Origin of the sequence: Usitatibacter palustris (assembly GCF_013003985.1) — a bacterium.
GTDB classification, from domain to species: domain Bacteria; phylum Pseudomonadota; class Gammaproteobacteria; order Burkholderiales; family Usitatibacteraceae; genus Usitatibacter; species Usitatibacter palustris.
Genome location: NZ_CP053073.1, coordinates 421701 through 444044 on the forward strand (window position 1 = coordinate 421701; position 22344 = coordinate 444044).

Genomic DNA, 22344 nt, shown 5'->3' on the forward strand with positions numbered 1-22344 from the left:
CGAATGGACGAGCCCGCGAAGCCGGGACTGCTGGAGCGCCTATCGTCCCTGCTGCTGCGCGAGCCCGAAGATCGCGAGCAACTGGTCGAACTGCTGCACTCGGCCTACGAGCGCAAGATCCTCGACGCCGACGCGTTGTCGATGATCGAGGGCGTGCTCCAGGTGTCGGAGTCGCAGGTTCGCGACGTCATGATCCCGCGTTCGCAGATGGACGTGATCGACGTCGCGGAAAGCCCCGAGAAGTTCATCCCCTTCGTGATCGAGACGGCGCACTCGCGCTTCCCGGTGTACGAGGACAACCGCGACAACGTGATCGGCATCCTGCTCGCGAAGGACCTCCTGCGCTTCTACGCGGAGGAAGAGTTCAACGTCCGCGACATGCTGCGGCCCGCGGTGTTCGTGCCCGAGGCCAAGCGCCTGAACGTGCTGCTCAAGGAATTCCGTGCCAACCGCAACCACATCGCCATCGTGGTCGATGAGTACGGCGGCGTCTCGGGCCTGGTGACCATCGAGGACGTGATCGAGCAGATCGTCGGCGACATCGAGGACGAGTACGACTTCGACGAGACCGAGGACAACATCCTGCTCGACCGTGCGGGCAAGTTCCGCGTGAAGGCGGGCACGGAGATCGCCGACTTCAACAACCACTTCGGGACGAAATTCACCGACGAGGACCACGACACGGTCGGCGGGCTCGTGGTGTCGCATTTCGGCCGGCTGCCCAAGCGCGGCGAATCGATCGCGATCGACGGCCTGACCTTCCAGGTCCTGCGCGCCGACAGCCGGATGGTCCACGCCCTGCTCGTCGAGAAGCCGCGGGAGAAGGTGTGAGCTTCGCCGGCGAGGCGTCGCCGCCCGCAAGGTCGGCGGCACGAATCCTCGCGCGCGGCCTCCTGCTTCCCGCGGTGGCCGGTGCGGCCACCGTCGTGGGCTTCGCACCGTTCTATTGGTGGCCCGTCACCGTCGTGGCGCTCGCCGTGCTCTTTCGCGTGTGGGACACGAGCGGCTCGCCCCTGCAGGCCGCGCTTTCGGGATTCGCCTTCGGGCTGGGCATGTTCCTCGCGGGCGTGTCGTGGGTCTTCGTGAGCATGCATGTGTATGGCGCGATGCCGGTGGCGCTCGCGGCCGTGGCCACGTTCCTCTTCTGCGCTTATCTCGCGATCTTTCCCGCGCTCGCGGGCTGGCTCGCGCTTCGCATCGCACGCGACGCCACGTGCCGGCGGCTTGCGGCGATTCCCGCGGCCTTCGTGGCATTCGAGTGGCTGCGGGGTGTTCTCTTCACGGGATTTCCCTGGCTCACGCTGGGCGCTTCGCAAACGCCTTCCAGCCCGCTCGCGGGATTCGCCCCGCTCCTCGGGGGCTACGGTGTCTCGCTCGCGGCCGCACTCGTGGCCGCAATCCTCGCCGCACTGGTGGCGAGCGCACCCTGGTCGCGCGGACGCCATGCGTTGCTCGCCGGGCTCGCAACGCTCCTCATCGTGGGCGGCGTGCTGAAAGCCGTGCCTTTCACGGAGCCGGTGGGCAAGCCCGTCTCGGTGGCGCTGCTCCAGGGCAACGTTGCGCAGCACCTGAAGTGGCGCGATGAGGTCCGCACGAAGACGTTCACCGATTACGCCCGCATGGCGCAGGAGGCGCGAGCGCAGATCGTGGTGCTGCCCGAGACGGCGCTGCCCGCGTTCTTCGACCGCCTGCCACCGCGCTACCTCGACGGGCTCCGGGACCACGCGCGCGAGGCCGGCAAGGACATCCTGCTGGGCACCGTGGAGCGGAAATTCGAGGGCGAGAAGTACCAGTACTTCAACAGCCTCGTGAAGATCGGCCGCGCAGGCCCCGACGAGTCGTATCGCAAACGCCACCTCGTTCCCTTCGGCGAATTCATCCCGTGGGGCTTCGACTGGGTGCTGAAGGTGCTGAAGATTCCGCTCACCGATTTCGGCCGGGGCGATGCGCGCCAGGCGCCGATCACCGCCGCGGGCGTCGCGATCGGCGTGGCCATTTGCTACGAGGACATCTTCGGCTCCGAGGTGATCGACCACCTGCCGCGCGCGCAGTTGCTGCTCAATGTCACCAACGACGCGTGGTTCGGCGAGTCGTTCGCCGCCGAGCAGCACTTGCAGGCTTCGCAGTTGCGCGCGCTCGAGGCCGGGCGCTGGATGCTGCGCTCGACCAACACGGGCGTGACCGCCGCCATCGACGAGCGCGGTTATGTCGTCGCGAAGCTTCCGCAGTTCACGAGCGGGACGCTGCTCACCGAAGCGGTGCCGCGCGAAGGCCTCACGCCGTACGCACGGATGGGTGACCTCGCGGTACTGTTCATCGTCGCGGCGCTGCTGGTCGCGGCATTCCTCAAGGGCTTCCACAAGCGATGAGCACGCCTCCGCCGCTCGTCTCGATCCTCATTCCCGCGTACAACGAACGCTTCTTCGCCGAAGCCTTCACGAGCGCGCGCGCACAGACCTATCGCAACATCGAGATCGTCGTGAGCGACGATTCGCCGGGCACGGTGATCGAGACGATCGTGCGCGAAGCGGCCGACGCACGCGTGCGCTACCTGCGCAACGCCACGCGCCTCGGGTTCGACGCGAACTTCACGCAGTGCTTCGACCTCGCGCTCGGCGAGCACATCAAATTCCTCAACGACGACGATCGGCTGCGCCCCGCTTGCGTCGAGATGCTCTCGTCCGTGCTCGCGAGCCATCCCGCGGTGAACCTCGCCACGAGCCGCCGAGTGGTCATCGACGAGCAGGGGCGCGCGCAACCGGATGTCGTCGCGACCACGCCGATCTCGCATGTGTCGGGGCTGTTCTCCGGTTGGGAGCTGGGCAACTTCGCGCTCGCGAACTCCGTGAACTTCATCGGGGAACCGACGACCGTGCTCTTCCGCCGCTCGGCCCTGAAGCTCGAGGATGCGCACCTTTTCCGCTGGGGTGGACGCGACTACCACTGCCTCGCCGACCTCAGCGTGTGGCTGAGGCTGCTCGCCGGCGGTCTCGCGTACTACGCGTCGGCCACGCTCAGCGAGTACCGCATCCATGGCGCCCAGGAGCAACGCAAGGGCGATGTCGGTCTTTCGTGCCTCACCGAGCGGTTGTGGATCGCGCGCCGCGCGCGCGATGCCGGATTCCTTGCGTCCCCGGGCTTGTACCTCGCCGCGCTCGGTAGCGTGACGCGGCGCTGCGAAGCCTGGCTCGCGACGGGTGCGGCGAGCGAGGCCGATCGCGTGACCCTCGAGCAGTTGCTGGCGGAAGTCGCGGCGGAAGCCCGCGCGACCGAGAGCGCGCACGCGCGCGACTCGGCCTGATCGCTCAGTTCACTTGCCCTTGGGCTTGCCGTTCGGTTGGGTCGGATCGCACCAGCCGACGACGTAGGGCGACCCGTAGCTCCGGAACTGGACCGAGACGTACCAACCGTCGGGGCACTTGTAGCACTGCTGGGCGTAGCAGACCGGCAGGGTGTCGCCAGCGGCCGTATCGCCGGGCGAGGTATCGCACCCCTGGTCCTCCGTCGTGAGGGGTACGGCCTTGCAGTTGTCCAGCTTTTCCTTCGAGTAGTCGGGTACGGCGGGGTAGGGCTTGGCCGTCGGCAGGATCGTGATCGTGATGAGGTCGTCGTACTTCGGGTCAATGCCGACCTTGCAGTTCTTCTGCGGCGCGGGCGAGGCCCACCAATGCTTGATCGTGTCGGTGTACTGGTGGTCTTCCGTGAACATCTCGACCTGGCACATCCACAGCTTGCCGCCCGCCTGCGTGATCCGCGCGGTCGCCGACGAGACGTTGTTGAAATCCTTGAAGTCGAACGTGAAGCGCGTGTGGCCTTCGCCGCCCGCCGGGACGTGGATCTCCTTGATCTTGTTCGTCACGCTCTGGTAGTTGGAGCCCGACACATTGAGGTTCGTGCCCGACTGGTTCACGATCCGGACGTTGATGTCGCGATGGTTCTTCCAGTCCACTTTCCACGCGTGGGCCGGCGGTGCGAAACCAAGCATGGCGGCCACCAGCATGGCTGCGAGTGCGGTGCATTTCATGGCGTTTTCCTTAGGGGTGGTGCGCAAACCTTAAGGGAAGAGCCCCTGTCCTACAAGCGGACTTTGGTCTGTCAACGGCCATTCCAGGCCTCGAAAAGCACGCCTTCCATGGCCCGGGCGAACCGGGGGGCATCGAACAGGGCGGAGACGCGCACGCGTTCGCGGAGCTCGAGCCGCAATGCCGCAAGCCCCGCGACGTCCCGAGCCCGTTCGATCGCGAGGGCGACATACTCATCGGCCGTGCGCGCGATCCAGCCGCCCAGGCCCGCCGCCGCGAGCAGGCTCGCTCCCTGGCGCGCGATCATCGTCTCGCCCTCGAGCGTGAGCGTGGGCACGCCCATCCAGAGCGCTTCACACGTCGTCGTGCCACCGGGATACGGGAACGTGTCGAGCAGGAAGTCGACCTCGCCGCATTCTGCGAGGTAACGGTCACGCAGCGAGACGCCGTGCAAGTCGACGCGAGCGCCAGCGATGCCCGCGCGCGCAAGACGCTCGTGGAATGCACGCACGCCATCGGCGCCCGCGAGCGATGCGTTCTGGACCCGCAGGCGCGAGCCTGGACACGCGGCGAGGATCCGCGACCACGCCGCGAGCACTTCCTCCGTGATCTTCGGATGCGACTGGAAGCAGCCGAAGGTGACATGGCCGCGCTCCGGGGCCGGAAGGGGCCGGGGCTCGGGCGCGTTCTCGGGCGCGGTGAAGCACAGGCGCGTGTCGGGCAGATAGAGCACGCGCTCGGTGAACTGCGGCGCGAGGGATTCGGGAATGCTGACGCGATCAGCGAGCACATAGTCGATCTCGGCAACGCCCGTCGTGGCGAAGTAGCCCAGCCACGAGGCGGCGACCGGCGCGGGCTTCCACGCAAACACCGGCAGGCGGTTGTGCATGGTGTGGCCGGCGAGGTCGAGCAGGACGTGGACGCCGTCGTCGTGGATTCGCTGTGCGGCCTGGGCATCAGGCAGCCCGACCAACGACCGCCAGCCGCGCATGTGCTTGCGCAAGCGGCCCGAGAGCTCGTCGGTATGGGCGAGCGTGGGATACGCGATCCATTCGATTCGCGCCGGATCGGCGTGGGCGACGAGCCCTTCGATAAAGAATCCCACCGGATGCTCGCGCAGGTCTCCGGAAACGAGGCCCACGCGCAGCGGGCCGGGGTGCGCCGTGCAGGACCACGCACGGTAGGGCCCCGGGGCGTGCGTCCTCGCGAGTGTGCCGTAGGCCCTCGATTGTTCGAGCAGGGCCGCCGAGGGGCGCGTGGCCGTGTAGTGCTCGAGAAAGAGCATGCACGATCGCGCTTCGAGATGATCGGGCCGAAGCGCCAGCACCTCGCGATAGCAGACACGCGCTTCCTCGATCCGGCCGACTTGCGTGAGCAGCGTGCCCAGGTCGTGGTGGACGTCGAAGCGCCACGGAGCGCGCGCGAGCACGCTACGGCAGAGCGCCTCGGCTTCCGCGAATCGCCGGGCTTCGAGCAGGATCACTCCGATGCCCGAATACGCATCGGCGTTCGACGGCTCGAGGGCGAGCGCACGACGGTAGCTCGCTTCGGCTTCGGGTGTGCGGCCCAGGGCCACGAGCGCTCTTGCATGCCCGACCAGGGCGGCGGTCCACTCGGGGCGCACGGCGAGCACTTCGCGAAACGCGCGCGCGGCCTCTTCGTGGCGGCTCAGTGCGGCGAGCGTGCGTGCGAGGCCCAGCTGCGCTTCGACATCATCGGCTCGCTGCCCGAGCGCCCGCGAGAAACCATCGAGCGCCTCGAGCAGCAGGCCGGTATCGAGGAGCCGACTTGCGTGCAAACGCCAACCTTCCGGCGGTTCGACGATGCTTCGCGCGGGTTGCATCGCCGCGAGCGGTGGCCACGCCAGGCCGCGCCGTAGTCCATCGGCGTGAACGACGCGCGCATCCGCGGGCCGGTTCGCAAGCGTGAGCGCCTTCACGTAGCTCAATCCGTACTGCGGGTGCGACGGATCGTTCTCCCACGCTTGCTTGAAGTGGGGCAGGGCGTCGTCCAGGCCACGCCCTTCCTGCATCGCGAGCACGCCCAGGTTGTGGTGGGCGTCGGAGTTGTACGGATGGGCCGCGAGCACCGAGCGATAGAGGGTGGCCGCCGCGGCCAGGCGCCCGGCCTGGTGATGCGTCGCTGCCTCGTGGAGGAGTTCGTAGAGGGACGCCATGTCGCCCATTTTACTGCGCCGCATGAAACCAACTAAAATCAGCGCTTTGCTTCACTCTTCGCGGCCCCTCGGCACACCCTCTGCATGGTCACCTTCCAGCAGCTCATCCAGGCGCTCCAGGCTTATTGGGGCGAGCGGGGCTGCGCGCTCCTGCAACCCTACGACATGGAAGTCGGCGCGGGTACGTCGCACACCGCGACCTTCCTGCGTTCGCTCGGTCCGGAGCCGTGGCGCGCGGCCTACGTGCAGCCTTCGCGCCGCCCGAAGGATGGCCGCTATGGCGAGAACCCCAACCGCCTGCAGCATTACTACCAATACCAGGTGGTCCTGAAGCCTTCGCCGCCGGACATTCTCGAGCTCTACCTCGGATCGCTCGAGGCCGTGGGCTTCGACCTCAAGAAGAACGACGTGCGCTTCGTCGAGGACGACTGGGAGAATCCGACGCTCGGCGCCTGGGGCCTGGGCTGGGAAGTGTGGATGAACGGCATGGAGATCACGCAGTTCACCTACTTCCAGCAAGTCGGCGGTCTCGATTGCAAGCCGATCACGGGCGAAATCACCTACGGGCTCGAGCGCCTCGCGATGTACCTGCAGGGCGTGGAGAATGTCTACGACCTCCAGTGGACCGAGGGCCTCACGTACCGCGACGTGTACCACCAGAATGAAGTCGAGCAATCGACGTACAACTTCGAGCATTCGAACGCGGAAGCGCTGTTTCGCCACTTCGGCGACTACGAAGGCGCGGCCAAGCGCCTGATGGAAGCGCAGCTGGCGTTGCCGGCCTACGAGCAGGTGCTCAAAGCCGCGCACACGTTCAACCTGCTTGATGCGCGGGGTGCGATCTCGGTGACCGAGCGCGCGGCCTACATCGGCCGCATCCGCGGTCTTGCGCGTGCAGTCGCGCAGAGCTACTACGAATCTCGCGAGCGCATGGGCTTTCCGATGATCAAGGCGGCCGGATGAGCGCGCCCCTGCTGGTCGAGCTCATCTGCGAGGAGCTTCCGCCCAAGGCGCTGGCGCGCCTGGGGGCCGCATTCGCCAATGGCTTGCGCGACGGCCTCGCGAAGCGCGGGCTGATCGATCCGAAGGAAGAGGCGCTCGCGTTCTCCACGCCGCGCCGACTCGCCGCGGGTTTCCGGCAGGTGCGCGCGGCTTCCGAGCCCAAGGCGATCGAAGTGAAGCTGATGCCGGTCTCCATTGGCCTCGATGCGGCGGGCAAGCCGACGCCTGCGCTGCTGAAGAAGCTCGAAGCCGCGGGTCTTGCCGGCGCGGACCCCGCCACGTTCAAGCGCCGCGTCGACGGCAAGGCCGAAGCGCTCTTCGCGGATGCGACCACGCCCGCGATCCCGCTCGTCGAGGCGCTGCAAGCCGCACTCGATGAAACGCTCGCCGCGCTGCCCATTCCGAAGTTGATGAGCTACCAGCTCGCCGACGGCACGACCACCGTGCACTTCGTCCGGCCCGCGCGGGCGCTCGTCGCGTTGCATGGGGAGAACATCGTCCCGATCAGCGCGCTGGGCCTGAAGGCCGGCCGCGAGACGCACGGACATCGCTTCCTGGGTGCCGCGCGGATCGCGCTCAAGCGCGCCGACGACTACGAGCGCGCCCTTGGGGAAGAGGGCGGCGTGATTGCCTCGTTCGCAAGGCGGCGCGCGGCCATTGCGCAGCAGCTCGATGCCGCGGCCAAGACCCATGCGGGTTCGCTGGGCGCCGCGGGCAGCTACGACGCGCTCCTCGACGAGGTCACCGCGCTGGTCGAGATGCCCACTGTCTATGCGGGCACGTTCGCGGACGCGTTCCTCGAGGTGCCCCAGGAATGCCTCATCCTCACGATGCGGCAGAACCAGAAATACTTTCCGCTCTTCGATGCCGCGGGCAAGCTCACGCACCGCTTCCTCATCGTGAGCAACATGAAGCTCGCGGACCCGACCAACATCGTGCAGGGCAACGAACGCGTCGTGCGGCCGCGCCTGGCCGATGCGCGATTCTTCTTCGAGACCGACAAGAAGACGAAGCTCGCCGATCGCGTCGCGCAACTCGGGGCGATCGTCTATCACAACAAGCTCGGCACGCAGGCCGAGCGCGTCGAGCGGCTGCGCCGCCTCGCCTCGCGCATCCAGGTGATGCTGCCGCGCGGATCGGTCGGCATGCCGTATGCGGATCGCGCGGCACTCCTGGCCAAGGCGGACCTCGTCACGCTGATGGTGGGCGAGTTCCCCGAGCTGCAGGGCATCATGGGCAAGTACTACGCCGAGGCCGATGGCGAGGAGCCTTCGGTCGTTCGCGCGATCGAACAGCATTACTGGCCGCGGTTCGCAGGCGATGAGCTCCCCACCGGCGACGTGAGCATCGCGCTGGCACTCGCCGACAAGCTCGAATCGCTCATCGGCCTGTTCGGCATCGGCCAGGTGCCCACCGGCGACAAGGATCCTTTCGGATTGCGCCGCGCGGCCCTCGGCGTGCTGCGCATCCTTTCGGAGAAGGCCGAGGCCCGCGAGTTGGATCTCGGTGTGCTGCTTCGGGAAGGCGTCGAGGGTTTCCCCGCAGGCAAGCTCGGCGCGGAGACCGCGGCATCGGTGCACGCATTCATGCTCGATCGCCTGCGCTCCATGCTGCGCGACAAGGGCTACGATGCGAACGAGGTCGAGGCCGTGCTGGCCGACAATCCGACGCAGGTGAAGCAGGTGTGGGATCGCATCGAAGCGGTGAAGGCGTTCCGCGCGCTTCCCGAAGCCTCGGCGCTCGCCGCGGCGAACAAACGTATCCAGAACATCCTGCGCAAGTCCGAGGGCTACGGCGCCGTGGACTTTGCACTCCTGCAGCTGCCGGAAGAAAAGCGACTGCGCGAAACGCTCACCAGCGTGACCACGCACGCGAACGATCTTTTCGCGAAGAACGATTTCCGCGGCACGCTCACGGCACTCGCCGCGATCCGCGCCGACGTGGATGCGTTCTTCGACAAGGTGCTGGTGAACGCCGAGGATCCGAAGCTGCGCGCCGCGCGCCTGGGGCTCCTGTCCGACCTGGGAGGCGTCATGAACAAGGTCGCCGACATTTCCAAGCTTTCGAGCTAACGATGAAACTCGTGATCCTCGACCGCGACGGCGTCATCAACTACGACTCCGAGCAGTACATCAAGTCGGCGGCGGAGTGGAAGCCGCTGCCCGGTTCGATCGAAGCCATCGCGCGCTTGAACCAGAACGGGTTTCGCATCGCGGTGGCGACGAACCAGTCGGGCATCGGCCGCGGGCTCTTCGACATGGCCACGCTCAACGCCATGAACGACAAGATGATGGAAATGGTGTTTCGCCTCGGCGGGCGCATCGACGCGCTGTTCTTCTGCCCGCACACGGCCGACGAGAACTGCGGCTGCCGCAAGCCCCGCACCGGCATGTACGAGGAGATCGCGGCGCGCTTCCACACGGAGCTGAAGGGCGTGCCGTGCATCGGCGACGGCCTTCGCGACCTGCAGGCGGCCGAGACCGTCGGCGGCCAACCCATCCTCGTGCTCACCGGCAAGGGCAAGAAGACGCAGGCCGCGGGCGGCCTGCCGAAGAAGACCATCGTCTTCGCCGACCTCGCCGAAGCCTCACGCCACCTCATCGACCACGCATGACGGAACTGCGGTCCGTACTGTTCCTGTTCTTCGCGGTCCTCGTCACGCCGTTCTTCGGCATCGCGGTTCCCCTGGGCGGCCTCTTCGGCTACAGGCCCGCGTCGTTCCTCGCCGCGGTGTGGGCACGCTCGATCATCGAGATCGCGAAGATCTGCTGCGGCATCAAGTGGGAGGTTCGCGGCTGGGAGAACCTGCCGAGCGAGCCGTCGATTCTCATGGCCAAGCACCAGTCGGCCTGGGAAACCCTCTTCATGGAATGCACCTTCCCGCCGCAATGCTGGATCGTGAAGAAGCAGCTGCTGTGGCTGCCCTTCGTCGGCTGGGGCCTGATGGGCATCCGCGCCATCGCGATCGATCGCTCGAGCGGGCATTCGGCCGTCGAGCAGATCGTCGAGCAGGGGAAGAAGCGCCTGGGCCAGGGCATGTGGGTTTCGATCTTCCCGGAGGGCACGCGCATTCCCGTGGGCAAGCGCGGCCGCTACGGAATGGGCGGGGCCATCCTTGCGGCGCGCACCGGTGCGCCCGTCGTCCCCATCGCGCACAATGCGGGCGAGTACTGGGGACGCTACGCATTCAAGAAGCACGCGGGCACCGTCACGGTCCTGATCGGCCCGCCGATCGCCACGGCCGGCCGCACGGCGCAGGACGTGAATCGCGACGTCGAAGAGTGGATCGAAGCGCGCATGCGCGAGCTCAACCCGGAGCGCTATGCGCAGGCTTGAGCTCGTCTCGCGCGATGTCCACCGCATCGCGCTCGCGGGCAACGACCTCGACTTCGTTCTTCTGCGCAAGCGCGGACGCCGCGGCGTGGGACTGCGCGTGGATGCGAGCGGGCTGACCGTCAGTGCGCCGCTCGCGGTGCCCCTCACAAAAATCGAAGCCCTCATCCGCAACAGCGAGCGCTGGGTCACGCGGAAGATCGCCGAATGGGGCACCAAGCGTGTGCCGGAAGCAAGTTGGTCCGAGGGCGCGGAGCTTCCGTACCTCGGGGGCAGCCTGGTGTTGCGGCTTTCGACGGCCGGTCGCGCGAAGGTCGAGCTGGGCGCGGGCGAGCTTCACGTCGCGGTTCCTTCCCGCGAGCCCGATGTCGTCAAGCGCGCCGTCGTTGCCTGGTACAAGAAAGCGGCGCTTGCGCATCTCGCGCAGCGCGCGTTCGCGCTGGCGCGCCTGGGCGGCATCACGCCGCCGCGCGTGCGGCTTTCGTCGGCGATGGCGCGCTGGGGCAGTTGCGATTCGCACGGCGAAGTGCGGCTCACGTGGCGGCTCGTGAAGGCGCCGCCCGAGCTGGTCGACTACGTGGTCTGCCACGAGCTCGCGCACCTTCGCCACATGGACCACTCGCGCGCGTTCTGGAATGAAGTCGAGCGCCTGTGCCCCGGCCACCGCCGGTTGCGCGCGGCGCTCGATGCGAGCGACCATCTGTACCGTTCCTTCTAGCGTCTTCTCCAGGAGTCCTGCCATGCGCCTGCTGCACACGATGATTCGCGTCGGTGACCTCGATCGCTCGATCGGTTTCTACACCGACGTCCTCGGAATGAAGCTGCTGCGCCGCAAGGACTATCCCGACGGCAAGTTCACGCTCGCCTTCGTGGGCTACGGCGACGAGGTCGACCACACGGTGATCGAGCTCACGCACAACTGGGAGACGAAGTCCTACGACCTGGGCAACGGCTTCGGCCACCTGGCGGTCTCGGTGCCCGATGCGTACAAGGCCTGCGAGGACGTGAAGCAGAAGGGCGGCAAGGTGACGCGCGAGGCGGGGCCGATGAAGCACGGCGGCAGCGTGATCGCTTTCGTCGAGGATCCCGACGGCTACAAGATCGAGTTCATCCAGCGCAACTAGCGTCGGCGAGCTGCACGAACTCCGCGACCGACAGCGTTTCGCCGCGTCGCCCGAGGTCCACGCCGGACGCGGCGAATCCCTCGTCACGCCCCAGTGCCTTCAGCGCATTGCGCAGCGTCTTGCGGCGTTGCGAGAACGCGCCCGCGACCACGCGCTCGAAATGCGCTTCGTCCTTCGCACGCAATCGGTCCTCACCGAGCGGCACCATGCGCACGACCGCCGAGTCGACCTTGGGCGGTGGCGTGAACGCGCCGGGCGGGACCCTCACGAGGAGCTCCATCGCGAAGCGGTATTGCAGCATCACCGACAGGCGCCCATAGGCCTCGGTATCGGGCGCAGCCACCATGCGTTCGACGACTTCCTTCTGCAGCATGAAGATGCAATCGCGCACGCGTGCGGCGTACTCGGCGACTCGGAAGAGGATCGGCGTGGAGATGTTGTAGGGAAGGTTGCCCACGACTCGCAGCGGTTGCGGCAGCTGCGCGAAATCGAACTCGAGCGCATCGGCTTCGTGCACCACGACCTTCGCTGGGTCGAGTCGAGCGCGCAGTGCCGACGCGAGGTCGCGATCGATCTCGATCACATGCAGCTTCTCGACGCGCTCGGCGAGATGATCGGTGAGCGCGCCGGGTCCCGGGCCGATCTCGACCATCGCGTCCGCGGGTTTCGCGTCGATCGCGGTGACGATGCGTCCGAGGTAATGGCGGTCGGTGAGGAAGTGTTGCCCGAAGCGCTTGCGGGGCCTCGGCAGGGTCATGTGACGTTCGCTCGGAAAGCGCGCTAGCGCCGCGCTGCCAGGTCGATCGCGAGCTCGATGGCTGCCTTGAGGCTGCCCGTGTCGATGACACCGGTGCCGGCAAGATCGACGGCCGTGCCGTGGTCGACGGAGGTGCGCACGATCGGCAGGCCGAGCGTGACATTCACCGCGTCGCCGAAGGCCGCGTGCTTGAGCACCGGCAGGCCCTGGTCGTGATACATCGCGAGCACCGCGTCTGCTTGTTCCAGCAGGCGCGGCGTGAACAGCGTGTCCGCGGGAAACGGTCCGCGCACCGAAAGCCCGTTGCGCACGGCCGCGTCGATCGCGGGGGCGATCACGTCGATCTCCTCGTGGCCGAGGTGCCCTGATTCTCCGGCGTGCGGATTGAGACCGGCGACGAGGATGCGTGGCTTGGCGATACCGAAGCGGCTGCGCAGGTCGTGATCGAGGATGCGCAGCGTCACATCGAGCGACTCGCGCGTGATCGCGCGCGGAACGTCGGCAAGCGGCAGGTGCGTGGTCGCGAGTGCGACGCGAAGGCGTCCACCCACCAGCATCATCACCACGCGTGCGGTGCCGGTCTTGTCGGCGAGGTATTCGGTGTGGCCCGTGAAGGCCACGCCCGCTTCGTTGATCGTGCTCTTCTGCACGGGGGCGGTGACGATCGCGCCGAACTCTCCGGAGCGGCAACCGGAGATCGCGCGGTCGAGCATCGCGAGGACGTAGCGCGCGTTGGCCGCATCGAGCCGGCCCGGCACCACGGGCGCGCTGGCGCTCACGTGCATGACCGACTCGGGAACGAAAGCCACCTTGCGAAGCTTCGCGCGCGCGGCGATCACTTCGCGATCCCCCAGGAACACCACGCGATCGCGGAAGCGCTCGTGCGCGAGGAGGGCGCACAAGTCCGGGCCGATGCCCGCAGGCTCGCCCGAAGTCACCGCGATCATGGGAGGTTCAGCGCTCTTCGAGCCGGTTTTCGACGAACGCGCGGTCGCGCGCCTGCCGCAGCCAGTCCGCGTAGGCTTCGTCGCCCTTGCGGGCGCGAATGGCCGTGCGCGCGGCGGCCTTCTTCCGCTCCTCCGACTGCTCGTCCGCGCGGCGCTCCTGCACTTGCAGGATGTGCCAGCCGAACGGCGTCTGGAACGGCGCGCTGACCTCACCGGTGGCCGACGCGTTCATCACCTTCTCGAATTCCGCGACCGTGTCGCCCGGCGCGAGCCAGCCGAGGTCGCCGCCCTTCGAGGCGGAGCCGTCTTCGGAATGCACCTTCGCGAGCTCGCCGAAATCCTCGCCGGCCGCGACGCGCACCTTGATGCGCGTGAGGCGTTCGCGGACTTCCGCATCCGTGAGGCCTTCGCGCGTGCGGATGAGGATGTGCCGCGCCTTCGACTGCTGGATCGTGGCCGCGGCCGCCTTGCCGCGCTTCTCGAGCAGCTTCACGATGTGGAAGCCGTTGGGGCTGCGCAGCAGGTCGGTCGTGTCGTTGACCTGCAGCTTCTCGATGGACTCGAGGAAGAGCGCGGGCAGCCGGCCCGAAGGACGCCAGCCGAGGTTGCCGCCCTGCAACGCATCGGGTGCATCAGAAAAGGTCGCGGCCACTTGCTGGAAGTTCACGCCGCGGCGCAGCTCCGTGAGCGCCTGCACGGCGCGCCGGCGGCGCTGCTCGATCTGGTCGGGCGAGGCCTGCGCGGGCACCATCACGAGGATGTGCGCGAGGCGGTATTCGGCGTCACCGCTTTTTTCCTTGGCTTCGCGGGCGACTTCGGTCTCGACCTCGGCATCGGTGACCACGAGGTTGTTCTCGACTTCGCGTTCGCGCAGGCGCGTGACCAGGATCTCGCTGCGGATGTCTTCGCGGAAGCGCGGGTAGGCCACGCCGTCCTTTTCGATCGCCTCGCGGAAGGCGGTCATCGACAGGTTGTTCTCCTGCGCGATGCGCTGGATCGTCTTGTCGAGCGTGGCGTCGTCGATCTTGAGCCCCGTCTCCTTCGCGTGCTGCACCTGCACGAGGTCGTTGATCATGCGCTCGAGGATCTGGCGCTGGAGGACATCCGCGGCCGGGAGTTGCCCGCCCTGCTTGCGCAGCTGGCTCGCGATGAGCGTCACGCGCTCACTGAGGTCGTTGGACGTGATGACCTCGTCGTTGACGACCGCGACGATGCGATCGACGGGAACCACGCGCGGGGGCGTGGCAGCCAGGCGCGGGTCGATGCGAGGGGTGGCCATCTGGGCGGACGCGCCCAGGGCGAGGGTCAGGGTGAGCAGCGCGAAAAGACGGTTGTTCATCGAGCAATCTCGTCGGACCGGCGATAGCCGGAGATGTTCTGACGCAGCGTCTCCAGCGGGTTGATGCCGATCCGCGAGAGTCCGGTGAGCTCGAGCTGGATCTGGAAGGAGGTCGAAACCTGCTGGGTCGCGGTGATGAATCGATGGGCCACCGCGCGAAGCTGCCAACAGTCGGCATTGTACTCGAACCCGACCAGCCCCTCGAGGAGCTTCTTGTCCTTGATGCTCCAGTTCACGCGGGCCACGCCGGTGAGGCCGCGCCACAGCGGCCACTGCGTGGAAACGTCGATCTGCTCGATGTCGTTTCGCGCGTAGCGGTACGCGGCGTTGAGCACGCGGCCCGGTTCCGGGAAGTAGCGCACGCCCAGCGCCCCCTTGGCCGCATCGCTGCGCGACGGGCTGTACTGCAGCACGAGGTCGGAGGTGATCGTGGGCGTGATCTGGCTCGAGACCACGCCGATGACGTCGGAGCGCTGCTCGTCGCGCGGCGGGCCCTCGAGCGTCACGCGCTGCGGCTCGAAGTAGTAGACCTGCCCGAGCGACGCGCGCAGCCGCTCGAGGCCCGTGCCCGATTCCACGAGGCGCGTGGTCACCGCCGCGGTGATCTGGTTCGCATCGCCGATGCGGTCGCCGCCGATGAAGCGGTTCTCGTAGAACATCTGCCCGAAATTGAAATCGGTCTCGGCCGTCGTGAAGTTGGGCAGCTTCGATTGGTCCTTGTACGGGACGTACAAGTAATACAGGCGTGGCTCGAGCGTCTGCTGGAATCGCTCGCCCCTGAATTCCCACGGGCGGTCGAAGAAGAGGCCCGCGTCCACGCTCGTGATCGGCAGGCCGCGCGTGCCTTCCTCGACGCCACCTGCGTTCTCCTTCACGTTGTACTGCGTGAAGTGGTACCCCACCTTCGGCGTGACGTAGCCGTAGCTGCGCCGGAACGGGACCTGCACCGAGGGATAGGCGATGAAGCGCTGGCCGTTCACGAGCTCCGGATGGCGGAAGTTGGAGAGCTCGCCGACGAATTGCCAGTCGGCGCCGAGAAAGTTCTGCTTGAGGCCCGAGGCGAGCAGCTGCGGGAGGATCTTGTACGGGGCCACCACGGGGGCGAGCGGATCCTGGAGGGTCTGGTAGGCGAGCGCGCGCGCCGACAGAGCCCAGATGTCGTCGCTGTACGAGAGGATCGCGTCGCGCGGCAGGTTGGTCTGCGAGGTCGCCGCGATGCGCGTGGACAGGTCGCGGAAGTAGTCGTCGTCGGAAACCCGCTGCGCGCTGATCGCCAGGGTGGTGTTGAAAGGCAGCGACTGCACGTGGCGCACGCCGAAGAAGTAGCGATCGGAGTCGGTGATGCGATCCTTTGGCAGGAACTCCGCGTCGAGCTGCCCCGAGAACGTGGGCCACAGGTAGCGGAACTCCGAACCGATCTGCAACCCGCGCTTCGAGAAGAGCTTGGGCGTGATCGTCGCATCCATGTTCTCGGCGATGTTCCAGTAGTAGGGCATCGCCAGCTCGAAGCCGCTCTGCCCCGACGAGCCGATGATCGGTGCGAGGAAGCCGCTCTTGCGCGCGTTGTCGAGCGGGAACGACAGCCACGGCGAGTAGAGGATCGGGACGCCGAGGAAGTAGACGGTCGAGTTGTAGGCGGTGCCGATGTTGCGCTTGCTGTCGATCTCGAGCTCGTGCACGCGAAGGAACCAGTCGTCTCGCGGCACGGGGCAGGTGGTGTACTCGGCGTCGAAGAGGCGGCTGATGTCCTCGCCCTCGAGCATTGCGCGCGAGGCGCTGCCGCGGCCGGCGGCGCGGCGGTCGAGCTTCTTCGGGATCTCGAACAGCGGCGCGTCCATCTCGCCCGTGTCGGTGCCGAGGTGGTACATGAGCTTCGGGCCGACGACCGCGTCGCCTTCCCGCTCCAGGCGGACCCGGCCGATCGCCACGGCCGTGTCGGTGACTTCGTTGTAGTCGACGCGATCGGCGCGAATGGAGGCCCCGCGTTGGCGCAGCGAGACGTTGCCCGTGGCGGTGATGGTCTTGTCGCGCTCGCCCCCGATCTCGTCGGCTTCGAGGAAGCGGATCGCGTCGCGCTCGAGCCGCGGCGGCGGCGGGCGCAGTTGCCGGTCGAGGCGCAAGCGCAACCCGTCGGAGTCCTGCGCGCGCGCGCCGGGTGCGGACCCGATCGCGCAGGCGATCAAGATCGCCATCGGGAGGAGTCTGGAAGGCATCCGGGAGACTGCGGGCACGATGCTAGAATTCGCGAAGGATACAGGCAAAAACACTGATGACTCGTCTCGCAGCGCTCGACGCGTGGCTGGGCGCTGCGCTCGACGGCGCACCGTTTCGCCGCGAACCGGCTTCCGCCGACGCAAGCTTCCGACGCTACTTCCGCATCTTCGTTCCGGACCGCACGTACATCGTGATGGATGCGCCCCCGGAGCGCGAGGACTCCCGCCCCTTCGTGCACGTCGCCGGCCTCCTGCGCGCAGCAGGCCTCAACGCGCCGGAAATCTACGCGCAGGACCTCGCGCAGGGCTTCCTGCTGCTCACGGACCTGGGACCGAAGACGTACCTGCAGTCTTTCGGCGAACAGGATCCCGACGCGCTTTTCCGCGACGCGATCGCAGCGCTCGTCACCTGGCAGGGTGCGAGCCGCGAGGGCGCGCTGCCGCCCTACGACGAAACGCTGCTGCGACGCGAGATCGAGCTCTTCCCCGAGTGGTACGTGAAGCGCCATCGGGGTGTGGAGCTCGATGCGGGCCAGCGCGAAAAGCTCGAAGGGGTATTCCGGGCCGTGCTCGCGGCGAATCTCGCCGAACCGCGCGTGTTCGTGCACCGCGACTTCATGCCGCGCAACCTCATGGTGAGCGCGCCCAACCCGGGCATCATCGATTTCCAGGATGCCGTCTACGGACCGATCAGCTATGACATCGCCTGCCTGCTGCGAGATGCGTACGTGAGCTGGGAGGAGCCGCAGGTCATCGACTGGACCATCCGTTACTGGGAGCGGGCGCGCAAGCACGGGCTGCCCGTGCCCGCGGACTTCGCCGACTTCTGGCGCAACGTCGAGTGGATGGGCCTGCAGCGCCACCTCAAGGTCGCCGGCATCTTCGCGCGCCTGCACTACCGCGACGGCAAGGCGGGCTACATCGACGACGCGCCGCGCTTCATCGGCTACATCCGCAAGACCGCCGGCCGCTACCGGGAGCTCGAACCGCTGCTGCGCCTCGTCGACCAGATCGAAGGCGCGCACGTCGAAACGCGGCTCACGTTTTGAAACGAACTCGCCGCGCGATCGTGCTTGCGGCCGGGCGCGGCGAGCGGCTGCGCCCGCTGACGGACACAACGCCGAAGCCCCTGCTCAAGGTGGGCGGTCGCACGCTGATCGAGCGGCAGATCGCGCGTCTCGTCGCCGGGGGGTTCACCGAACTGGTGGTGAACATCGAGCACCTCGGCGAGCAGGTCGAGAACGCGCTGGGTGATGGCTCGCGCCTGGGTGCTGCGATCCGCTATTCACGCGAGAACCCTGCGCTGGAGACCGCCGGCGGAATCGCGCGCGCATTGCCGCTGCTCGGTGATGAGCCCTTCGCGGTCGTGAGCGCGGACATCCACACGGCTTTCGACTACGCAACACTCGGTCCGATCGCCGACGCGATCGCGCGCGACTTCGAAAGACACGCGGCGCACTTCGTGCTCGTCGACAACCCGCCGTGGCATTCGGGCGGCGACATGGGACTGGCCAATGGGCGCGTCGCGCGCGGCAAGCCGTGGTTTACCTACGGCAACATCTCCGTCTTCCACCCGGCGAGCTTCGCGCCGCTCGACCCGAATGCGAAGCTGCGCATCTTCCCCTGGGCCTATGCGATGGTCGATGCCGGACGAGTCACCGGCGAGTACTTCGGCGGCGACTGGGACAACGTCGGAACCGCCGAGCAGCTCGCGGCGCTCGACCGGCGGCTGTCGGCGTAAAATGCCGCCATGAGACTCGAAAACCCCAATCAGCTGAAACCGTTCCGCAAGCGCCGCGCGCGCGTTGCGGCCGCCGCCGGATCCGGCGTGATCGTGCTGCCCACCGCACCCGAGCGCACGCGCAACGCCGACGCCCATTACGACTACCGGTGGGACAGCGCGTTCTTCTACCTCACGGGATTCCGCGAACCGGAGGCCGTGCTGGTGATCGTCGCCGGCAAGAAGCCGCGCGAGATCCTCTTCTGCCGCGAGAAGAACCTCGAACGCGAAATCTGGGACGGCTTCCGCTACGGTCCCGAGCTCGCGAAGAGCGCCTTCGGCTTCGACGAGGCCTACCCCTACGACCAGCTCGACCAGCGCCTGCCCGAGCTCCTCGCGAACCAGGAAACGCTGCACACCCCGGTCGGCGCGGACCCCGAGTGGGACGTGCGCGTGACCGGCTGGCTCAACGCCGTGCGCGCGAAAGTCCGCACGGGCATCAGCGCGCCCGCGCAGATCAGCGACATCCGCGCGACCGTGAGCGACATGCGCCTCATCAAGGACGAGCACGAGATCGCGATCATGCGGCGCGCCGGCGAAATCTCGAGCGCGGCCCACGTGCGCGCGATGCGCGTGGCGGCACCGGGCAAGCGCGAATACGAAGTCGAAGCCGAGCTGATCCACGAGTTCATCCGCAATGGCGCGCGTTCCGCGGCCTACGGCTCGATCGTCGCGACCGGCGCGAATGCCTGCGTGCTCCACTACCGCGAGAACGACGCCGAGATCCGCAAGGGCGACCTCATGCTGATCGACGCGGGCTGCGAGCTCGACAGCTACGCTGCCGACATCACGCGCACGTTCCCCGTCGACGGCAAGTTCACGGCCGTGCAGAAGGACGTCTACGAACTCGTGCTCGCCTCGCAGGAAGCCGCGATCAAGGCCGTGAAGCCGGGTGCGGACTTCATCGATTACCACGACGCCGCGACCAAGGTGCTCGTGCAGGGCCTCATCGACTTCAAGCTCTGCAAGGGCAGCGTGTCGAAGGTGCTCGAGGACGGTTCGTACAAGCAGTTCTACATGCACCGCACCGGCCACTGGCTGGGCCTGGATGTGCACGATGCCGGCGACTACATGCGCCGCGGCAAGTGGCGCAAGCTCGAGCCGGGCATGGTGCTCACCGTCGAACCCGGGCTCTACATCCGTCCCGCGGCCAATGTCCCGAAGGCGTTCTGGAACATCGGCGTGCGTATCGAGGATGACGTGCTCGTCACCGCGAAGGGCCGCGACGTCCTCACGAGCGCGTGTCCCAAGCGCGTGAAGGACGTCGAGGCAGCGGTCCGCGGGTAGGGGTCAGATCCCTTTATCCGCGAGATCAAAGGGGTCTGACCCCTTGAATCTTCCCTCCATGCTCGACGTCGCCATCATCGGTGCGGGTCCTGTCGGCGCGACGGTTGCCGCGCTCGCCTCCGATTCCGGACTCGACATCGGTGTCTTCGAGGCCCGCGGCGGGCCGTCGAACGACAAGCGCACGTTGGCCCTTTCGCATGCGAGCCGCGAGATTCTCGAGGGCGCGAACGCGTGGCCCGCTCAGGGCGTGACGCCGATCGAGTCCATCCACATTTCGCAGCAGGGCGGCCCGGGCCGCACGCTGCTCGAAGCGAGCGAGCAACGCATTCCGGCGCTCGGCTACACCGTGGCCTATGCGGCGCTCGAATCGACGCTCGAAGCGCGCCTGGTGCGCTCCGGCGTGACGACGCGCTTCGGCGAGGCGTGCACGCAGATTGATCTTGCCGACGACGCCGCGACGGTGCGGTTCGAGTCCGGCCGCGAGGCGCGCGCGCGATTGCTGGTGCTTGCCGATGGCGGCGCGAACTCCACGCGCATTCCGGGCATCGCCTATACGACCAAGGATTACGACCAGCTCGCGCTGACGGCGCCGGTGAGCACCGATCGCGCCCACGGCGCGCGCGCCTATGAGCGCTTCACGCCGCAAGGACCCGCTGCGTTGTTGCCGGTCGGCGATCGCTTCGCGCTCGTCTGGACCGCCAGCCCGGCCGAGGCGAAACGGTTGCTGGCACTCGACGATGCCGCGTTCCTCGTGGAACTGCAGGCGCATTTCGGCGATCGCGCCGGCCGGTTCACCGAGGTGGGGCCGCGCGCCGCGTTCCCGCTGAAGCTGCGCACGGTCAACACGAATATCGCGTTGCGTACCGCGATCGTCGGCAACGCCGCGCAGGCGCTGCATCCGGTGGCGGGGCAGGGCCTGAATCTCGGATTGCGCGATGCTCAATCGCTCGCGACGGCCCTTTGCACGCGCGGACGTGCCGCGATCGGCGAAGCCGCGATGCTCGCGGACTATCGCGAGAGCCGCCGCCGCGACACGTTGCGCGGCGTGGCCTTCACCGATTTTCTCGTCTCGGCGTTCGCCGATGCGCGCCGCCTTCCCACCTGGGGACGCGGCCTCGCGCTCACGGTGCTCGATCTCTTTCCGCCGGCGCGTCGGCTGCTCGCGCAACGCATGATCCATGGAGCGGGTTCGCCGTGAAGTCGCCCCGCGTGCTCGTGGCGGGTGGCGGCCCCGTGGGCCTGGCTTTCGCTTGCGCGGTCCGAGATTGCGCGGTGACGGTGGTGGACAGCGCCCGCGCCGCACCGATCGCAAGCGACGACTATGACGTGCGCATCTTCGCGCTGAGCCCCGGCTCGCGCGAATTCCTGCGCGACATCGGCGCGTGGGACGAACTCGAGATGCGGCGCGTGGCGCCCGTGCGCCGCATGGAGGTATTCGGCGACGCCGGTGCGCAGCTGGGCTTTTCGGCGCCGCCGCGGGGCGCGCTTGCGTGGATCGTCGAGGCGGGCCGCCTGTCCGCGGCGATCGAGGCCGCGGCACGCACGCGCGGCAGTGTGGAGATTCGACGCAACGCACGCGCGCAAGGCTATGGCGCACGCGCGAACGGCGCTTCGCTGGAGCTCGAATCGGGCGAGCGGATCGAGGGCGATCTTCTCGTCGGCGCCGACGGCCCCGACTCGCCGATGCGCGCCGGATTGTCCCTCGCTGTCGAGGAGAGCGCGTACGAGGAAACCGCGATCGTCGCCAATTTCGCGACTGAGCAGCCCCACGAGGGCATCGCGCGCCAATGGTTTCGCAGCGACGGCGTGCTCGCGTGGCTGCCGCTGCCCGGCAACAAGATCTCGATCGTGTGGTCCGCACCGAATGCCGTGGCGCAGGAGCTCGCCTCACGCGACGGTCCGGGACTCGCGCGGCGCGTGCGCGATGCCGGCGGCGCGGCGTTGGGTGAACTCGAGTCGATCTCGCCGCAAGGGCGCTTTCCCCTGCGCCTGATCCGCGTGCCGCACGTGGTGATGCCCGGCGCGGCGCTCATCGGCGACGCGGCCCATGGCATCCATCCGCTTGCGGGCCAGGGCGTGAACCTGGGATTCCAGGACGCGCGCGTGCTTGCGCACGTTCTCTCCGGCCGCAGCGCGCTCGAGCGCCCCGGCGATCTTCGCGTGTTGCGCCGCTACGCGCGTGCGCGCCGCGAGGATGTCGGCTCGGTGCAGTGGCTCTCCGATGGCCTCGACCGGCTTTTCGCGACACGCAACCCGGCCGCGGCAACGCTTCGCAACGCAGGAATGCGCCTCGTGGATTCCCAGCCCTGGGCCAAGCGCCTCCTGGCCGCGCGAGCGATGCGATAATCGCGGTCAGCCCGCAGG

The 22344-nt window shown here is 67.7% G+C and carries 20 protein-coding genes; 14 read left to right on the plus strand and 6 right to left on the minus strand.

Annotated features, from left to right (window positions below):
• Positions 1-3: 3 nt before the first annotated feature.
• Genes DSM104440_RS02365 through DSM104440_RS02375 form a run of 3 tightly spaced genes read left to right on the plus strand, consistent with a single transcriptional unit; the run spans position 4 to position 3301 of the window.
• The gene (locus DSM104440_RS02365; RefSeq protein ID WP_171160419.1) at positions 4-831 is read left to right on the plus strand and encodes a CorC family transporter; all 828 of its coding nucleotides are present in this window, start codon (positions 4-6) and stop codon (positions 829-831) included.
• Positions 828-2369, plus strand: coding sequence for an apolipoprotein N-acyltransferase (lnt, locus tag DSM104440_RS02370; RefSeq protein ID WP_425509645.1), 1542 nt, complete (start codon positions 828-830; stop codon positions 2367-2369). Before DSM104440_RS02365 ends, lnt begins: the two co-directional genes overlap by 4 nt.
• A complete protein-coding gene (locus DSM104440_RS02375) occupies positions 2366-3301 on the plus strand; it encodes a glycosyltransferase family 2 protein (RefSeq protein WP_171160420.1) in 936 nt (311 codons plus the stop codon). Before lnt ends, DSM104440_RS02375 begins: the two co-directional genes overlap by 4 nt.
• Before the next feature lie 9 nt (positions 3302-3310).
• Here the strand turns inward: DSM104440_RS02375 and DSM104440_RS02380 are convergent, their stop codons facing one another.
• Both DSM104440_RS02380 and DSM104440_RS02385 read right to left on the minus strand, forming a co-directional pair.
• Entirely contained in the window at positions 3311-4024 is a 714-nt protein-coding gene (locus DSM104440_RS02380) for a hypothetical protein (protein WP_171160421.1), read from the minus strand.
• A gap of 71 nt (positions 4025-4095) precedes the next feature.
• Positions 4096-6198, minus strand: a complete 2103-nt coding sequence (locus DSM104440_RS02385; protein WP_171160422.1) for an O-linked N-acetylglucosamine transferase family protein — start codon at positions 6196-6198, stop codon at positions 4096-4098.
• A gap of 84 nt (positions 6199-6282) precedes the next feature.
• Here DSM104440_RS02385 and glyQ point away from each other — a divergent pair, with 84 nt between their 5' ends.
• From glyQ to gloA, 6 genes are read left to right on the plus strand one after another with little or no spacing between them, the layout of a single operon-like run.
• A complete protein-coding gene (gene glyQ / locus DSM104440_RS02390) occupies positions 6283-7161 on the plus strand; it encodes a glycine--tRNA ligase subunit alpha (protein WP_171160423.1) in 879 nt (292 codons plus the stop codon).
• Complete coding sequence (gene glyS, locus DSM104440_RS02395) at positions 7158-9272, plus strand: glycine--tRNA ligase subunit beta (protein ID WP_171160424.1); 2115 nt, start codon at positions 7158-7160, stop codon at positions 9270-9272. Before glyQ ends, glyS begins: the two co-directional genes overlap by 4 nt.
• Before the next feature lie 2 nt (positions 9273-9274).
• The gene (gene gmhB, locus DSM104440_RS02400; protein WP_171160425.1) at positions 9275-9814 is read left to right on the plus strand and encodes a D-glycero-beta-D-manno-heptose 1,7-bisphosphate 7-phosphatase; all 540 of its coding nucleotides are present in this window, start codon (positions 9275-9277) and stop codon (positions 9812-9814) included.
• Positions 9811-10536: a lysophospholipid acyltransferase family protein gene (locus DSM104440_RS02405; protein WP_171160426.1), complete on the plus strand. Its 726-nt coding sequence runs from the start codon at positions 9811-9813 to the stop codon at positions 10534-10536. The genes gmhB and DSM104440_RS02405 overlap by 4 nt, the downstream gene beginning before the upstream one ends.
• Positions 10523-11251: a M48 family metallopeptidase gene (locus DSM104440_RS02410; RefSeq protein WP_171160427.1), complete on the plus strand. Its 729-nt coding sequence runs from the start codon at positions 10523-10525 to the stop codon at positions 11249-11251. Before DSM104440_RS02405 ends, DSM104440_RS02410 begins: the two co-directional genes overlap by 14 nt.
• Before the next feature lie 22 nt (positions 11252-11273).
• Positions 11274-11657 (plus strand): lactoylglutathione lyase, encoded by a 384-nt coding sequence (gene gloA / locus DSM104440_RS02415; RefSeq protein WP_171160428.1) that lies wholly within the window; start codon positions 11274-11276, stop codon positions 11655-11657.
• On the opposite strand, the gene rsmA is transcribed toward gloA, so the two are convergent.
• Genes rsmA through DSM104440_RS02435 form a run of 4 tightly spaced genes read right to left on the minus strand, consistent with a single transcriptional unit; the run spans position 11641 to position 16892 of the window.
• On the minus strand, positions 11641-12414 hold the full coding sequence (gene rsmA / locus DSM104440_RS02420; protein ID WP_171160429.1) for a 16S rRNA (adenine(1518)-N(6)/adenine(1519)-N(6))-dimethyltransferase RsmA: 774 nt from the start codon (positions 12412-12414) through the stop codon (positions 11641-11643). The genes gloA and rsmA overlap by 17 nt on opposite strands.
• Positions 12415-12437: 23 nt before the next feature.
• Entirely contained in the window at positions 12438-13361 is a 924-nt protein-coding gene (pdxA, locus tag DSM104440_RS02425; RefSeq protein WP_171160430.1) for a 4-hydroxythreonine-4-phosphate dehydrogenase PdxA, read from the minus strand.
• 7 nt (positions 13362-13368) lie between these two features.
• On the minus strand, positions 13369-14700 hold the full coding sequence (locus tag DSM104440_RS02430; RefSeq protein ID WP_171160431.1) for a peptidylprolyl isomerase: 1332 nt from the start codon (positions 14698-14700) through the stop codon (positions 13369-13371).
• The gene (locus DSM104440_RS02435; protein WP_171160432.1) at positions 14697-16892 is read right to left on the minus strand and encodes an LPS-assembly protein LptD; all 2196 of its coding nucleotides are present in this window, start codon (positions 16890-16892) and stop codon (positions 14697-14699) included. Before DSM104440_RS02435 ends, DSM104440_RS02430 begins: the two co-directional genes overlap by 4 nt.
• 77 nt (positions 16893-16969) lie before the next feature.
• Here DSM104440_RS02435 and DSM104440_RS02440 point away from each other — a divergent pair, with 77 nt between their 5' ends.
• Genes DSM104440_RS02440 through DSM104440_RS02460 form a run of 5 tightly spaced genes read left to right on the plus strand, consistent with a single transcriptional unit; the run spans position 16970 to position 22326 of the window.
• Positions 16970-17962, plus strand: a complete 993-nt coding sequence (locus DSM104440_RS02440; protein ID WP_171160433.1) for an aminoglycoside phosphotransferase family protein — start codon at positions 16970-16972, stop codon at positions 17960-17962.
• Positions 17959-18654, plus strand: coding sequence for an N-acetylmuramate alpha-1-phosphate uridylyltransferase MurU (murU, locus tag DSM104440_RS02445; RefSeq protein ID WP_246212079.1), 696 nt, complete (start codon positions 17959-17961; stop codon positions 18652-18654). Before DSM104440_RS02440 ends, murU begins: the two co-directional genes overlap by 4 nt.
• Before the next feature lie 9 nt (positions 18655-18663).
• Entirely contained in the window at positions 18664-19980 is a 1317-nt protein-coding gene (locus DSM104440_RS02450) for an aminopeptidase P N-terminal domain-containing protein (protein ID WP_171160434.1), read from the plus strand.
• A 58-nt stretch (positions 19981-20038) separates the two neighbouring features.
• The gene (locus DSM104440_RS02455) at positions 20039-21178 is read left to right on the plus strand and encodes an FAD-dependent monooxygenase (RefSeq protein ID WP_212758180.1); all 1140 of its coding nucleotides are present in this window, start codon (positions 20039-20041) and stop codon (positions 21176-21178) included.
• Positions 21175-22326 (plus strand): FAD-dependent monooxygenase, encoded by a 1152-nt coding sequence (locus DSM104440_RS02460; RefSeq protein WP_171160436.1) that lies wholly within the window; start codon positions 21175-21177, stop codon positions 22324-22326. Before DSM104440_RS02455 ends, DSM104440_RS02460 begins: the two co-directional genes overlap by 4 nt.
• Positions 22327-22344 lie beyond the last annotated feature (18 nt).

What these genes read in the sequence shown, in the direction of transcription:
- DSM104440_RS02365 (WP_171160419.1), top strand. Translation starts at nt 4, where the DNA reads ATGGACGAGCCCGCGAAGCCGGGACTGCTGGAGCGCCTATCGTCCCTG.
- DSM104440_RS02375 (WP_171160420.1), top strand. Translation starts at nt 2,366, where the DNA reads ATGAGCACGCCTCCGCCGCTCGTCTCGATCCTCATTCCCGCGTACAAC.
- DSM104440_RS02380 (WP_171160421.1), bottom strand. Translation starts at nt 4,024, where the DNA reads ATGAAATGCACCGCACTCGCAGCCATGCTGGTGGCCGCCATGCTTGGT.
- DSM104440_RS02385 (WP_171160422.1), bottom strand. Translation starts at nt 6,198, where the DNA reads ATGGCGTCCCTCTACGAACTCCTCCACGAGGCAGCGACGCATCACCAG.
- glyQ (WP_171160423.1), top strand. Translation starts at nt 6,283, where the DNA reads ATGGTCACCTTCCAGCAGCTCATCCAGGCGCTCCAGGCTTATTGGGGC.
- glyS (WP_171160424.1), top strand. Translation starts at nt 7,158, where the DNA reads ATGAGCGCGCCCCTGCTGGTCGAGCTCATCTGCGAGGAGCTTCCGCCC.
- gmhB (WP_171160425.1), top strand. Translation starts at nt 9,275, where the DNA reads ATGAAACTCGTGATCCTCGACCGCGACGGCGTCATCAACTACGACTCC.
- DSM104440_RS02405 (WP_171160426.1), top strand. Translation starts at nt 9,811, where the DNA reads ATGACGGAACTGCGGTCCGTACTGTTCCTGTTCTTCGCGGTCCTCGTC.
- DSM104440_RS02410 (WP_171160427.1), top strand. Translation starts at nt 10,523, where the DNA reads ATGCGCAGGCTTGAGCTCGTCTCGCGCGATGTCCACCGCATCGCGCTC.
- gloA (WP_171160428.1), top strand. Translation starts at nt 11,274, where the DNA reads ATGCGCCTGCTGCACACGATGATTCGCGTCGGTGACCTCGATCGCTCG.
- rsmA (WP_171160429.1), bottom strand. Translation starts at nt 12,414, where the DNA reads ATGACCCTGCCGAGGCCCCGCAAGCGCTTCGGGCAACACTTCCTCACC.
- pdxA (WP_171160430.1), bottom strand. Translation starts at nt 13,361, where the DNA reads ATGATCGCGGTGACTTCGGGCGAGCCTGCGGGCATCGGCCCGGACTTG.
- DSM104440_RS02430 (WP_171160431.1), bottom strand. Translation starts at nt 14,700, where the DNA reads ATGAACAACCGTCTTTTCGCGCTGCTCACCCTGACCCTCGCCCTGGGC.
- DSM104440_RS02435 (WP_171160432.1), bottom strand. Translation starts at nt 16,892, where the DNA reads ATGGCGATCTTGATCGCCTGCGCGATCGGGTCCGCACCCGGCGCGCGC.
- DSM104440_RS02440 (WP_171160433.1), top strand. Translation starts at nt 16,970, where the DNA reads ATGACTCGTCTCGCAGCGCTCGACGCGTGGCTGGGCGCTGCGCTCGAC.
- DSM104440_RS02450 (WP_171160434.1), top strand. Translation starts at nt 18,664, where the DNA reads ATGAGACTCGAAAACCCCAATCAGCTGAAACCGTTCCGCAAGCGCCGC.
- DSM104440_RS02455 (WP_212758180.1), top strand. Translation starts at nt 20,039, where the DNA reads ATGCTCGACGTCGCCATCATCGGTGCGGGTCCTGTCGGCGCGACGGTT.